Genomic DNA, 13214 nt, shown 5'->3' with positions numbered 1-13214 from the left:
AGCAGGCTCGCTCCTACAAAGTTTGAGGTGTACGCAAGTGGCGTGATCACCTTTGAACCTGTGGGAGCGAGCCTGCTCGCGATGGCGGTATTCGCCATACGACAAACTATCGGTTACGCAATCCTTCCAGCAATTTGTGCGTCGGGTACCCATCCGCCGGCCAGCCAAACGACTGTTGGGCGCTGCGGATCGCCTTGCGCGTGTTGGCGCCAATGATTCCGTCGGCAGTGCCGGCATCGTAGTTTTGTGTGCTCAGCAGGTTTTGCAGCTCGATCCGCTCGGTACGGCTCAGTGGCAGGTCATCCTTTGGCCACGTGCCGCTGATCAGTCCCGCGCCATTGAAGCGTTCGGACAACAGGCTCACCCCCAAGGCGTAGGAGGACGAGTTGTTGTACTTGAGGATCGCCCGGAAGTTATCGAGCACCAGGAACGCCGGTCCACGGTAACCGGCCGGCAGCAGCAGGGCCGCGGACAATTGCTCGGAGCCGGCCGGGACCTGGCTGCCGTTGGGCAGCGTAACACCCAGTTGGCGCCATTCGGCGACGCTCTTGCGAGTCGTGCCATCGGCCAGCACGTAATTGAACCCGCCTGGCAACTGCACTTCGAAGCCCCACGGCTGGCCTCTCTGCCAGCCTGAGCTTTGCAGGTAATGCGCGGTCGAGGCCAGGGCATCAGCCGAGCTGCCCCAGATATCGCGGCGTCCGTCGCCATCGAAGTCCACGGCATGGGTGTTGTAGGTGGTCGGGATGAACTGGGTCTGGCCCATGGCACCGGCCCAGGATCCGAGCATCTTCTCGGGTTCGATATCGCCTTGTTGCAGGATTTGCAGGGCGGCAATCAATTGTGCGTGGGCGAAACCGGGGCGACGGCCTTCGTAGGCCAGGGTCGCCAGCGAGTTGATCACCGACTTGCTGCCCTGGAATTGGCCAAAGTTGCTTTCCATGCCCCACACGGCCACCAGCGCCTGACGATCAACGCCGTAACGCTGCTCGATGCTTTGCAGGATGTCGGCGTACTGGTTGACCAGCGACTGGCCTTTGCGTACCCGCAGTGGCGACAAGGCGCCGTCGAGGTATTCCCACACCGGTTTTGCGAATTCCGGTTGGCTGCGATCGGCACGAATCACACTGGGGTCGAAGCTGACATCGGCGAAAGCGCGATCAAACAGATCGGCGCGGATACCGGCGGCCAAGGCATCCTTGCGGAAACCCGCCTGCCATTCAGCGAAGGTCTGGGTGGGTTGGATGTCGAGGTTCTCACCGTTCGGAACCACAGGCGGAATAACCGCCGGGGCGGTGGCGACAGGGAGGGTCTGAAGCGGCTGGGCGTCGGCGGCGGTGGGTTTTTCCGCGCAGGCGACTAGCAAAACGAGGCTGGAGGCAGCAATCAATTGGCGCAAGTGCCAACGACGGGAAAGACAAAAGGGCATGCACGGGTCCAGGGAATATGGATCAGGTGCAGACCTTAACATGTTGAGCGGATGCTTGCCTTTCAGGCCGCCAGAAAGTAAGAAGCCTCCCAGCTGTCAGACTGGAAGGCTTCGCGGCGGTAGCTGCCTTTGCCCTTGGTGGGGCGTTCCTGGCGGCTGCGGAACAATGGCCGGGCAATGATGGATTTGGCCTTGTTGGGGCCATGCTTCGATGGCTTTTTGCTCATGATGATTTCTCGCAAGTGAGTGGTTTTTGCGGGGCAAATCATCGGCCGAAGTACAGGTTCTGTCTATAGGGGCGATGGATGTGGATTTTGTAGGAAGAAAGATCTCTTGATCTCACTCGGCAGGCAACGTCAATTTTTGCCCAGCCATCAATAACGTCAACCGGCTCAAGCTCATCCACGGCGAACCCGCAGCCTGGCCCTTGATCTGTGCGTCGATACGCTGTGCTTCGAGCAAAAGCTGCGCCCAGCGTTGGGCCGAATAGCGTTGCAGGGCTTTGCTCATCAACGGTTTGCGCTTGTCCCAGACCGGAGGTTTGGCCTGGCTGAAGGCCTTGTCCAGGGGCGTGCCCTGGCTGTATTGCAGCGAAATGTTGGCCAGCAGGCGCAACTCCCGGGCCAGGGCCCAGAGAATCACCGGCGGCTCGACGCCTTCACCGCGCAAGCCTTCGAGCATGCGCAACGCATGGGCCGCTTCACCATTGAGCACCGCATCGGTCAGGCCAAAGACGTCGAAGCGCGCACTGTCGGCCACCGCCGCCTGCACGGTTTCAACGGTGATCTGACCCCCTTCGGCCATCAGTTTGAGCTTTTCGATTTCCTGGGCGGCGGCCAGCAAATTGCCCTCGACCCGCGCCGCGATCAGCTCAACGGCGTCCTGGCTGGCGGAAAGCCCGGCCTGGGACAGGCGTTGGCGGATCCAGCTTGGCAACTGGGCGACATCGACTGGCCAGATCTGCACGAACTGGGTCTGCTGTCCTTCGACCAGCGCTTTGCCCCACTTGGTTTTCTGCGCACTGCCATCGAGTTTCGGCAGGCTGATCAGCAGTACGGTGTCGTCAGCCGGGCGCGAGCAGTACTCGATCAGCGCGGCGGCACCTTTGTCGCCGGGTTTACCGGAAGGCAAGCGCAGTTCCAGCAGGCGCTTTTCGGCGAACAGCGACATGCTGGCACCGGCTTGCAGCAGCGTCCCCCAGTCGAAACTGGCGTCGGCGGCAAACACCTGGCGTTCATCGAATCCCTGCTGACGGGCGGCGGCGCGAACAGCGTCGGCCGCCTCCTGGCACAACAACGGGTCATCGCCGCTGATGATGTAGACCGGCGCAAGGGCACCTTGCAGGTGTTTGGCGAGTTGGGCGGGGGCGAGTTTCATAAGAGAGGGCGAACGGGGCGCCTGAGCGCCCCGTAAGTCTTACTGCTGCGGCAGTTCGACAGGCGACTGACGCGGGGTATCCGCTTCAGCCTTCTTTGCCGCTTCCAGTGCTGCGGCATCAGCCTTGGCCCTGGCTTCAGCCGTCTGCTGCAGCTGATCCAGTTGACCTGGGCTCAGTTGTTGCAGGCGCAGCATCATGCGCTGAACCAGCTCGCGGCGGGCTTCTGTCCGGGCCGTTGCGGCTTCCTGGTCGGAACCCACCAGGTTGTTGCCGTCGTGCATGTAGATTTTCTGCACTTCAAGCTTGTCGCTCATAAGTGGCAGGTCACCGCGACCACGGATGTCGTAGTTCAATACGGTGGTCACCTGGTACTCGCCAGCACGACCGGCACCTGCGTAGCTGAGGATGCGTTGGCTTTCCTGCTCATCGGTCAGCACCAGTTTGTAAGGTGCGCCGTTGTAGACCTTGACGCCGCTGCCCTCCAGTACCTGACGCAATTGGGTCACGGTTGGGCCGTAAGCGTTACGGGCGCTCAGGTCGAGTTCCTTGATCGCCAGTTCGTCGGTGCCGGTGCCGCGCAGCTGGAAACCGCAGGCGCTCAACAGAACCGCGAGGCCCATCACCAGCAGATTGCGTTTGATCATCTTGTTGCTCCCCTTGAAACCATGTGGGCCGATCAAGCGGCCCGAAAGGTTTTACTCGGCGCCAGGCTCACCTGGCGCCCGATCCAATTAGCTGGCGACGATATTGACCAGTTTCCCGGGCACTACGATCACTTTACGGATGGTCAGACCGTCGACGAAGCGCAGGACGTTGTCGTTGGCGCGGGCGGCGGCTTCGACTTCCTCGCGACTGGCGCTGGCGGGCATTTCGATCTGGCCACGCAGCTTGCCGTTGACCTGGATGACGAGCGTCAGGCTGTCCTGCACCAGTGCGCTGTCGTCCTGCACCGGCCAACCGGCGTCGATCACAGGATCAGCGTGACCCAGTTGATTCCACAGTTCGTGGCTGATATGCGGCGTGATCGGAGCCAGCAGCAGAGTCACGGTTTCCAGACCTTCGTGAATCAGTGCGCGATCCTGCCCGGTGCCTTGCGCGGCTTTTTCCAGCACGTTCATCAGCGTCATCACCTGGGCGATGGCGGTGTTGAATTTGTGGCTCTGGCCGACGTCCTGGCTGGCCTGCTTGATGGCCAGGTGGATCGAGCGACGAACGGCTTTCTGCTCGTCATTCAGGATGGCGACGTCCAGTTTGCCCGGCAGGCCCTGGGTGACGTGGGCTTGAGCCAGACGCCAGACACGCTTGAGGAAACGGTGCGAACCTTCCACGCCGGAGTCAGACCATTCCGCGCTCATGTCAGGCGGCGAGGCGAACATCATGAACAGGCGGCAAGTGTCTGCACCGAACTGGTCGATCATCGACTGTGGGTCGACACCGTTGTTCTTCGACTTGGCCATCTTCTCGGTGCCGCCGATTTCCACCGGCAAGCCGTCAGCTTTCAATTTGGCGCTGATAACCTTGGCCTTGCTGTCACGCTCAAGCTCGACGTCCGCCGGGTTGAACCAGGTGTAAGCGCCATTGGCTTCGCGACGATAGTAAGTCTCGGCGATCACCATGCCCTGGGTCAGCAGGTTCTTGAACGGCTCGTTGGAGCTCACCAGGCCTTCGTCACGCATCAGCTTGTGGAAGAAGCGTGCGTAAAGCAGGTGCAGGATCGCGTGTTCGATACCGCCGATGTACTGATCCACCGGCAGCCAGTGGTCGGCTGCGGATTTTTCCACGAGGCCGCCTTCAAAGTGCGGCGAGGCGTAGCGGGCGTAATACCACGACGACTCGACGAAGGTGTCCATGGTGTCGGTTTCACGCTTGGCAGGCTGGCCACATTTAGGGCAGTTGCACTCGTAGAACTCAGGCATGCGCGCCAGTGGCGAGCCGGCGCCGTCCGGCACCACGTCTTCCGGCAGTACGACCGGCAATTGATCTTCCGGTACCGGCACATCACCGCAGGTGGTGCAGTGGATGATCGGGATCGGGCAGCCCCAGTAGCGCTGACGGCTGATGCCCCAGTCGCGCAGGCGGAACTGGGTGCGCGAGGCGCCCAGTTCTTTCTTGATCAGCGCCACTTCGATGGCGTCGAAGGCACCCGCGAAGTCGAGGCCATCGAACTCGCCGGAATTGATCAGCGTGCCGTACTCGCCGTAGGCGTCTTGCCATGGCGCCGGGTTGCTGTCACCGGAACTGGTGCGCACGACCGATTTAACCGGCAGGTTGTACTTGTGGGCGAACTCGAAATCGCGCTCGTCGTGGGCCGGAACTGCCATCACGGCGCCATCGCCGTAGTGCATCAGCACATAGTTGGCGACCCATACCGGCAGTTTTTCGCCAGTCAGCGGGTGCTCGACGAACAGGCCGGTCGGCAGGCCTTTTTTCTCCTGGGTGGCGACGTCGGCTTCAGCCACGCTGCCGCCCTTGCATTCTGCGATGAACGCTTGCAGCTCAGGATTGTTCTGTGCAGCGAGGGTGGCGAGGTGGTGTTCGGCGGCCACGGCGACGTAGGTCGCTCCCATGAGAGTGTCCGGACGGGTGGTGAAGACTTTCAGCGTGCCCGCTTCGCCGATGGAATCGACGTTGTACGGGAACTGCACTTCCATGCCGCGGGATTTGCCGATCCAGTTGCGCTGCATGGTCTTGACCTGTTCAGGCCAGCCCGGCAGGTCGTCGAGGCTCTCCAGCAGCTCATCCGCGTAGGCGGTGATCTTGAAGTAGTACATCGGGATTTCGCGCTTTTCGATCAGCGCGCCGGAACGCCAGCCGCGACCGTCGATCACTTGCTCGTTGGCCAGGACGGTCTGGTCGATCGGGTCCCAGTTCACGGTGCCGCTTTTTTTGTAAATCACACCTTTTTCGAACAGGCGGGTGAACAGCCATTGTTCCCAGCGGTAGTAATCGGGCTTGCAGGTGGTCACTTCGCGCGACCAGTCCACCGCCAGGCCCAGGCTGCGCAGCTGGCTTTTCATGTAGGCGATGTTTTCGTAGGTCCACTTGGCGGGCGCTACGTTGTTCTTCATCGCGGCGTTTTCCGCCGGCATGYCGAAGGCGTCCCAACCCATGGGCTGCAGGACGTTCTTGCCTTGCATGCGCTGGTAGCGGGAGATCACGTCGCCGATGGTGTAGTTGCGCACGTGCCCCATGTGTAGCTTGCCGCTGGGGTAAGGGAACATCGACAGGCAGTAGTAAGTCTCCTTGCCTGGCTGTTCACTGACTTCAAAGGACTTTTGCTCGTCCCAGAACGACTGGGCGGCGGCTTCGATTTCACGGGGCTGATATTGTTCGTGCATGGCTACTTTTGAACTGAATAGGGGTGGCCTAATCCTCTTCAATGCAACGCTGGACGGTGAACACGCCACATTGGCGTTTTCGAGGCCCAGCCGAGCTGGAAGTGGAGTTACAGGAAGCGCCGTAGCATACATGACCGCGCTCTACCGAGGGAAACCCTGATTGCTGCCGCACGTCCTGCAAAAAGCGCTGCGAGGGCCGTTGGTCGCGGCGTTCAGCCGGTTTGTTCATGGAAGCTAAGCTCTAACTGGGGAGTAGGTCTTATCTTCCAATGAGGTGAGGGATGGTTGAGTCTCAGCAAAAAGCTACAAAACCGGAGCTGTACGAAAGGCTGATCGATCGTTTGGCCTTGGCCCTGGATGCGGCAAGGACCGCTGGCCGGTTGCGCGACGAACACCCTCTGGAACTGGAACTGCGTGGTCTGAGCCCCGCAGAGTTTGCACTGGTCAAGGCGTATCTGGATCGCAGTGAGCGTGAGACACACGGATGCTTGTCAGAGGCGGTAAAGCAACTCGACGTACCACGTTCGGCCAAGATTATCTGGCTCAAGGACAAGGCTCCCGGTAGAGACGCGGTAAAGGTCCGGTCTTTCCAGTTCAAATAGGGCACAGAGCCATGCTCCATGCATTTTTGCAGCATAGTCCTTGCGTAATGATTGTCGCATTGCGCTAACCCACTTAGGCTTCGGGCATCTCCGGGAGATGCTCAATGCCTTTTCGTTATTTCGTAAAACAACTTCTTTTGCCACCCGGCATTCTATTGCTGCTGCTTTTGCTTGCCTGGTGGTTGCGCCGATCCAGGCCAAGGCTTGCCGGTGCGTGCTTTGCGCTGGGCCTGGGGGGGTTCTGGCTGATGAGCCTGCCGGTGGTGGTGCAGTGGAGTGCCGGCCTGCTCGAGCGGGAGCCACCGCTGGCCCGCGATGAATGGGCCGTCCTGGGGCAACGCGCGGATGCGATCGTGATCCTCGGCTCGGGGCGCGAACGCGGTGACGTGGCCTGGGGCGCCGACCAGCCCACGGGCGTCGGCCTGGAGCGCCAGCGCTTTGCTGCGCGGTTGGCCAAGGCTTCCGGTCTGCCGGTGCTGACTAGCGGCGGCTTGCATTACAACACGCCGCCAAGCGAAGCGCAGATGATGGCTGACTCCTTGCGTGACGATTTTGGCGTGAGCGTGCGCTGGCAGGAAGGGCGCAGCCGCACGACCTGGGAAAATGCGCAGTTCAGCGCCGAGGTGTTGCTGCCACAGGGCGTCAAGCGTGTGGTACTCGTGACTCAGGCCTGGCATATGCCACGAGCGGTCTGGAGTTTCCGCAAGGCCGGGTTTGAGGTGGTGCCGGCGCCGGTAGGGTTTCTGGGCGGCGACAACGCGCGGCCACTGGGTGGCTGGATGCCGGAGTTCAAGGCGATCTGGCAGAACGGGCAATTGATGAACGAGGCGGTGGGGCAGATCGGTTATTCGTTGTTCTATCGCTGAGAGCTAAACCTTGTGGCGAGGGAGTTTGCTCCCTCGCCACAAGTGTTCTGTATCAATTTTTAGACGGTCTTGGCCATCCGGCTCGCAATCAGCGCCCAACCGAACAACAACACGCAGACAATGAGCAATGGCCACGAACGCCATTCCAGGTACGGCGTCAGGTTATGCATCGGCACCACTTCGCCATACAGGATGCCGCGCTCGAACTGCGGGATCTGATCGGTAATCTGACCGAACGGGTTGATCAGGCCGGATACGCCGTTGTTGGTAGCGCGGATCATCCAGCGGCCGGCCTCCAGTGCACGCATCTGCGCCATCTGCAGGTGTTGCAGGGGGCCGATGGAGGTGCCGAACCAGGTGTCGTTGCTGATGGTCAGCAGCAGGTCGCTGCGGGCGGCAAGGCTGGCGGCGAACTCCGGATAAACCACTTCATAGCAGATGAACGGCGCGATCTGATAACCCTTGGCTTGCAGCAGCGGCTGGTCGGCCGGGCCGCGAGCGAAGTCCGACATTGGCAGGTCGAAGAAAGCGATTAGTCCGCGCAGCATGTCCTGCAAGGGGACATATTCACCAAACGGCACCAGTTTTTGCTTCAGGTAAGTGCCGTCGCCTTCACCGGTAGCGGTGATGCCATTGAAGAGTCGCTTTTCGTGGCGTACTTCCATGCGCACCGGGACACCGGTAATGAACGCCGATTTACGTTCGGCCGCGAAGCTTCCCATCATGTTCAGGTAGCCCTCGGCGGACTCCTTGAGCACCGGAATCGCCGTTTCCGGCCAAATGAGCAGATCGGCGCGCCTGGAGCTGAAACTCATGTCGCGGTACAACGCCAATTGCGCGTTGAGCTGCGCCGGGTCCCACTTCATGCTTTGTTCGACGTTGCCCTGAATGGCGGCGACGCTCAGTGGCGGGCCCGACGGGCTGGTCCAGGCGTGGTGCTTGAGTGCCGTACCGACCAGCCATGGGCCGACCAGCAGTAATATACCGGCTGCGATGAAGCCTTTACGCCCTGTGCGAACCAGGCGCAAGCCGTTGTAGATCAGCGCAGCTGTCAGGGCCAGGGTAAAGGAAATCAGCCACATCCCGCCGATGGGAGCAAGCCCGGCCAGCGGGCCATCGAGCTGGCTGTAACCGGAATACAGCCACGGGAAACCTGTCAGGAACCAACCACGGAAAGCTTCCTGGCCAACCCACAGCGCAGCGAAGGCCAGTGCGTCGGCCAGCGGTGCCTCATTGCGACGCAGCCAGCGCGCCCAGATCCAGGCGGGCAGGGCAAAGAACCAGGCAATCGCCGCCGTGAAGAGCAGCATCAGGAAGCCGGCCAGCAGCATCGACGCGCCGCCGAAGTGGTGAATGCTGTAGTAGATCCAGCTGGTGCCGGCACCGAACAGGCCGAAACCGAAACACCAGCCGCGACCCAGCGCCTGGCGTGGGCTCAGTTCGCGCAAACCGGCATAGAACAGGCCGACGGCGAGCAGTGCCAGTGGCCAGATATCGAACGGCGCCAGGGCCAGGGTGGTGATTGCACCGGCCGCCACGGCCAGCAGGTTACCGGGCCAGCCGGGGCGGGTTGTCCAGCGCATTTCAATCCTTAGCGAGCAATGGGCGTCAGGCGAAGCAAGTGAATCCGACGGCTGTCGGCGTTCAGGATGCGGAAGCGGTACGGGCCGATTTCAGTGATTTCGTTACGTTTTGGCAAATGCCCGAACGCGCTCATCACCAGGCCGCCAACGGTATCGAACTCATCGTCGGAGAACTCGCTGTCGAAAAAATCGTTGAAGTTCTCGATCGGTGTCAGGGCCTTGATCAGGAAATCACCGCTGGGCAGCGGCTTGATGTAGCTGTCTTCTTCGACGTCGTGTTCGTCTTCGATGTCGCCGACGATTTGCTCCAGCACGTCTTCGATGGTCACCAAACCGGCCACGCCGCCGTACTCGTCGATGACGATGGCCATGTGATTGTGGTTGGCGCGGAATTCGCGCAGCAGCACGTTAAGGCGCTTGGATTCCGGCACGAAGGTGGCCGGACGCAGCAGGTCCTTGATGTTGAAGCTGTCGCCGTTCTCCTTGAGGATCAACGGCAGCAAGTCCTTGGCCAGCAACACGCCCATCACGTCATCGTGGCTTTCGCCGATGACCGGATAGCGGGAGTGGGCCGAGTCGACCACGGCAGGCAGGAACTCGCGGGGTGTCTGGTTCGCCTTGATGCTGACCATTTGCGAGCGCGGGACCATGATGTCCCGAACCTGCAAGTCAGCCACCTGGATGGCGCCTTCGACGATGGCCAGCGCTTCGCTGTCCAGCAGTTTGTTCTGGTGTGCATCGCGCAGCAGCTCCAGCAGCTCCTGGCGGTTTTTCGGCTCGTGGGCAAAAGCCTGGGTGAGCTTACCCAGCCATGACTTCTGCCCGTTGCTCGATCGATCTTCGCTCATAGCGATTACTCTGAATCCTTTGTTGTTTCGGTGGGGAATGCGTCGGTTTCGTCGTCCGCGTACGGATCGGGAAAGCCCAGTTCTGCAAGCAACGTTCGTTCCAGTGCTTCCATCTCTTCGGCTTCGTCGTCTTCAATATGGTCGTAACCGAGCAGATGCAAGCAGCCGTGAATCACCAGGTGTGCCCAATGGGCCCTGAGCTCCTTGCCTTGCTCGGCGGCTTCGCGCTCGACCACGGCCACGCAGATCACCAGATCGCCCAGCAGCGGGATGTCGAGGAACTCATCCGGCACATCGGCCGGGAATGACAAGACGTTGGTTGCGTAATCCTTTTGTCGCCAGGTGTGGTTCAGCTCGCGGCCTTCGGCTTCGTCGACCAGACGAATGGTCATCTCCGAATCGGCGGTGCGCTGGCGCAAAGCCAGTTCGCACCACTGGCGGAACTCGGCTTCGCTGGGGGCGCAGTCTTGGGTGGCGATTTGCAGGTCAAGCTCAAGCATCGCGGCGGCTATCCTTGGCGGCGGCATCATCGGCCGCTTTGGTTTCGAAGCGCTCGTAGGCTTCGACGATGCGCTGCACCAGTGGATGGCGCACGACGTCCTTGGGCTGGAAATGGGTGAAGCTGATCCCCGGCACATCCTTGAGCACTTCTATCACGTGGTGCAGGCCGGACTTGGTGCCGCGTGGCAGGTCGACCTGGGTGATGTCCCCGGTGATGACGGCCGTGGAGCCGAAGCCGATCCGGGTCAGGAACATCTTCATCTGCTCGACCGTGGTGTTCTGGCTTTCGTCGAGAATGATGAAGCTGTTGTTCAGCGTCCGGCCGCGCATGTAGGCCAGCGGCGCGACTTCGATCACCTGTCGTTCGATCAGCTTGGCGACGTATTCGAAGCCGAGCATTTCGTAGAGCGCGTCATAGAGCGGACGCAGGTACGGGTCGATCTTCTGTGCGAGATCGCCGGGCAGGAAGCCGAGTTTTTCACCCGCTTCGACCGCCGGACGTACCAGCAGGATGCGGCGGATCTGCTCGCGCTCCAGTGCATCGACCGCGCAGGCGACGGCCAAATAGGTCTTGCCGGTACCGGCCGGACCGATACCGAAGTTGATGTCGTTACCGAGAATTTCCTTCACGTAGCGCACTTGATTCAAGCCGCGGGGGCGAATCATACCTTTCTTGGTGCGCAGGGCCACGGACGGTTCGGCGGGGGAGTGGTTGTCCAGCTGTTCGACGGCCGATTCCTGCAGGAACAGGTGAACCATGTCCGGCGACAGCTCGGTACCCTTGGTTTCCCGGTACAGGCGGCGTAGGAGGTTTTCCGCGGAGGTGGTGTGTTTGGGTTCGCCGATCAGCTCGAACTGGTTTCCGCGATTGCGGATCTCGATGGTCAGGCGCTGTTCGATCAAGCGCAAATGCTCGTCGAATTGCCCGCACAGATTGGCGAAGCGACGAGCTTCAAAAGGCTCGAGGATGAAACGATGTGGTTCTATGGGTGCGTTCAAGGTCGTATTTAGCCGCCCTGGGGAAATAGTGATGAATCAAGGATAGCGCCAGTGGCGTGGGCGCGAAAGCTCTTATACAGACCAAGTTGATTCGCTGGTCTGACGCTATCCCTGTGGGAGCGAGCTTGCTCGCGATGGCGGCGTGACAGTCGATACCTTTGCTGAATGTCAGATCGCAATCGCGAGCAAGCTCGCTCCCACAGGGGTATGCGGTGTTATTGGATCAGCGAACCCCGCAGCGAATGCGGCTGCGCGGCATCGATGTGCACGTCCGCGAACTGGCCGATCAGGGTCGGATTGTCGCAGCGGAAGTTGACGATACGGTTATTCTCGGTCCGGCCCTGCAGCTCGCCCGGGTCCTTTTTCGAGTAATCGGTCACCAGGATCCGCTGGATCGAGCCGACCATTTGTCGGCTGATCTCGAAACCTTGCTGGTTCAAGCGGTGTTGCAGGGCATTCAGGCGCTCTTTTTTCAGCTCTTGCGGCGTGTCGTCGGCCAGATCGGCGGCCGGTGTGCCCGGGCGCTGGCTGTAGACGAACGAGTAGGAAAAGTCGAAGCCGACGTCGGTAATCAGCTTCATGGTTTGCTCGAAGTCTTTCTCGGTCTCGCCCGGGAAGCCGACGATGAAATCCGAGCTGATGCAGATCCCCGGCACGGCGGCGCGCAGTTTGCGCAGTTTGGATTTGTATTCCAGCGCGGTGTGGTTGCGCTTCATCGCGGCGAGGATGCGGTCCGAGCCCGACTGCACCGGCAAGTGCAGGTGCTTGACCAGTTCCGGCACGTCGGCGTGGGCCTGGATCAGGCTGTCGGAGAACTCCAGTGGGTGCGACGTGGTGTAGCGGATGCGGTCGATACCATCGACCGCGGCGACCACGCGGATCAGTTCGGCCAGGTCGGCCAGGCGCCCATCATGAGTAGTCCCACGATAGCCGTTGACGTTCTGCCCCAGCAGCGTCACTTCCCGCACGCCGTTTTCGGCCAGGTGGATGATCTCGGCAATCACGTCGTCGAACGGCCGGCTGACTTCTTCGCCGCGGGTGTAGGGCACCACGCAGAACGTGCAGTACTTGCTGCAACCTTCCATCACCGACACGTAAGCGCTCGGGCCGTCGATGCGCGGTTCGGGCAGATGGTCGAATTTTTCGATTTCCGGGAACGAGACGTCGACTTGCGGCAGCTTGCTGATGCGCGCGGCGTCGATCATTTCCGGCAGACGGTGCAGGGTCTGCGGGCCGAAGACCACGTCGACGTACGGCGCGCGATCACGGATGGCCGCGCCTTCCTGGCTGGCCACGCAACCGCCGACGGCGATCACCATGTCCGGGTTGGCCAGCTTCAGTTCGCGCCAGCGGCCGAGCTGCGAGTAGACGCGATCCTGGGCACGTTCGCGGATTGAGCAAGTGTTGAGCAGGATCACGTCGGCGTCTTCAGCACGGGCGGTGACTTCCAGGGCCTGATGTTCGCCCAGCAGATCGACCATGCGCGAGCTGTCGTACTCGTTCATCTGGCAACCGTGGGTTTCGATGTAAAGCTTCTTGGCCATGGAAAGAGTCATCACCTGATTCAAAGAACCGCACATTATAGGGAACATGTCCCGTGGTTCCTACCGTTGCGCGTCCGGCGGACGTGCTATAGTTTGCGCCCTCATTTTTACCCCGATGTGTTACCC

The 13214-nt window shown here is 60.9% G+C and carries 12 protein-coding genes; 2 read left to right on the top strand and 10 right to left on the bottom strand.

Translation table 11 applies throughout. The features are described 5' to 3' along the window. Positions 1–106: 106 nt before the first annotated feature. The 5 genes from AC1DU9_RS08135 to leuS form a co-directional block, all read right to left on the bottom strand. Positions 107–1429, bottom strand: coding sequence for a lytic murein transglycosylase (locus tag AC1DU9_RS08135; protein ID WP_223460911.1), 1323 nt, complete (start codon positions 1427–1429; stop codon positions 107–109). A gap of 62 nt (positions 1430–1491) precedes the next feature. Beyond that, entirely contained in the window at positions 1492–1656 is a 165-nt protein-coding gene (gene arfA / locus AC1DU9_RS08130) for an alternative ribosome rescue factor ArfA (protein WP_223460913.1), read from the bottom strand. 112 nt (positions 1657–1768) lie between these two features. Then, a complete protein-coding gene (gene holA, locus AC1DU9_RS08125) occupies positions 1769–2806 on the bottom strand; it encodes a DNA polymerase III subunit delta (RefSeq protein ID WP_223460916.1) in 1038 nt (345 codons plus the stop codon). A 39-nt stretch (positions 2807–2845) separates the two neighbouring features. Then, on the bottom strand, positions 2846–3451 hold the full coding sequence (locus tag AC1DU9_RS08120) for an LPS-assembly lipoprotein LptE (protein ID WP_223460918.1): 606 nt from the start codon (positions 3449–3451) through the stop codon (positions 2846–2848). Between the two features lie 87 nt (positions 3452–3538). Further along, positions 3539–6145 (bottom strand): leucine--tRNA ligase, encoded by a 2607-nt coding sequence (leuS, locus tag AC1DU9_RS08115; protein ID WP_477809990.1) that lies wholly within the window; start codon positions 6143–6145, stop codon positions 3539–3541. A 281-nt stretch (positions 6146–6426) separates the two neighbouring features. On the opposite strand from leuS, the gene AC1DU9_RS08110 reads away from it, so the two are divergent. Both AC1DU9_RS08110 and AC1DU9_RS08105 read left to right on the top strand, forming a co-directional pair. Then, the gene (locus AC1DU9_RS08110; protein ID WP_223460922.1) at positions 6427–6747 is read left to right on the top strand and encodes a hypothetical protein; all 321 of its coding nucleotides are present in this window, start codon (positions 6427–6429) and stop codon (positions 6745–6747) included. 104 nt (positions 6748–6851) lie between these two features. Beyond that, the gene (locus AC1DU9_RS08105; RefSeq protein ID WP_223460924.1) at positions 6852–7613 is read left to right on the top strand and encodes a YdcF family protein; all 762 of its coding nucleotides are present in this window, start codon (positions 6852–6854) and stop codon (positions 7611–7613) included. 59 nt (positions 7614–7672) lie between these two features. On the opposite strand, the gene lnt is transcribed toward AC1DU9_RS08105, so the two are convergent. From lnt to miaB, 5 genes are all read right to left on the bottom strand, one after another. After that, positions 7673–9196, bottom strand: coding sequence for an apolipoprotein N-acyltransferase (gene lnt, locus AC1DU9_RS08100; RefSeq protein WP_223460926.1), 1524 nt, complete (start codon positions 9194–9196; stop codon positions 7673–7675). An 8-nt stretch (positions 9197–9204) separates the two neighbouring features. After that, positions 9205–10044, bottom strand: a complete 840-nt coding sequence (locus AC1DU9_RS08095; protein ID WP_223460928.1) for an HlyC/CorC family transporter — start codon at positions 10042–10044, stop codon at positions 9205–9207. 5 nt (positions 10045–10049) lie between these two features. After that, entirely contained in the window at positions 10050–10544 is a 495-nt protein-coding gene (ybeY, locus tag AC1DU9_RS08090) for an rRNA maturation RNase YbeY (protein WP_223460930.1), read from the bottom strand. Continuing rightward, complete coding sequence (locus AC1DU9_RS08085; protein WP_223460932.1) at positions 10537–11544, bottom strand: PhoH family protein; 1008 nt, start codon at positions 11542–11544, stop codon at positions 10537–10539. Before AC1DU9_RS08085 ends, ybeY begins: the two co-directional genes overlap by 8 nt. 215 nt (positions 11545–11759) lie before the next feature. After that, complete coding sequence (gene miaB, locus AC1DU9_RS08080) at positions 11760–13088, bottom strand: tRNA (N6-isopentenyl adenosine(37)-C2)-methylthiotransferase MiaB (RefSeq protein ID WP_223460934.1); 1329 nt, start codon at positions 13086–13088, stop codon at positions 11760–11762. Between the last annotated feature and the right edge of the window lie 126 nt (positions 13089–13214).

This window comes from Pseudomonas sp. P4_C1, from assembly GCF_056402155.1.
This window is presented reverse-complemented; position numbering and strand designations above follow the sequence as displayed.